Source organism: Vibrio sp. 2134-1, assembly GCF_033339495.1.
On record NZ_JAWOUS010000535.1, the window covers coordinates 1 to 651 of the forward strand.

1 protein-coding gene is annotated in these 651 nt (G+C 46.7%); it reads left to right on the top strand.

From position 1 onward, the window contains the following. Positions 1 to 651 (top strand): LPS export ABC transporter permease LptG (gene lptG, locus R7R78_RS27075; RefSeq protein ID WP_225474730.1); only part of this gene is annotated, 651 nt, incomplete at both ends.

A 651-nucleotide genomic window follows, 5' to 3' on the forward strand; every position in this document is an offset into this window, starting at 1 on the left:
CGTGATTTGCGATCTTTTGCATTGTCTGGCGGCAGCATCGTTTCGGTTCGTGCTGGGGTTTGGGCTCGTGATGCTAACGACTTCATCTTTATCGGTAAAGTGGAAGATGACAAGTTGTATGCGTTGAATATGTGGCGCTTTGATGATGACAAGAACTTAGAAAAAGTTATCTTCGCTGAAGAAGTGGATTACCAACAAGATAACAATTGGTTGATGCGTGACGTGCAAATCACCAACATGCAAGACGAAAACGTGATTTCCAAACAAGAGATGGATCAAATGGAATGGCACACGTCGTTGGCTCCTGACAAGCTAGCCGTGGTGACAGTAAAACCAGAAGAGCTCTCTCTGAGCGGTTTGTATGATTACGTGACGTATTTGAAAGCATCAGAGCAAGATGCTTCACGTTACGAACTCGCATTTTGGCGTAAGCTGACGCAGCCTTTGTCGATTGCCGTAATGATGTTGATGGCATTGTCTTTCGTCTTTGGTCCGCTGCGAAGCGTAACAATGGGGGCGAGAGTTTTATCTGGCGTTGTGGCTGGTTTCACTTTCTATATCTCCAGCGAGTTCTTCGGGCCATTGACTCTGGTGTATGGCATACCGCCGATATTTGGTGCCTTAGCCCCGAGCTTAGCGTTTTTGGCGATT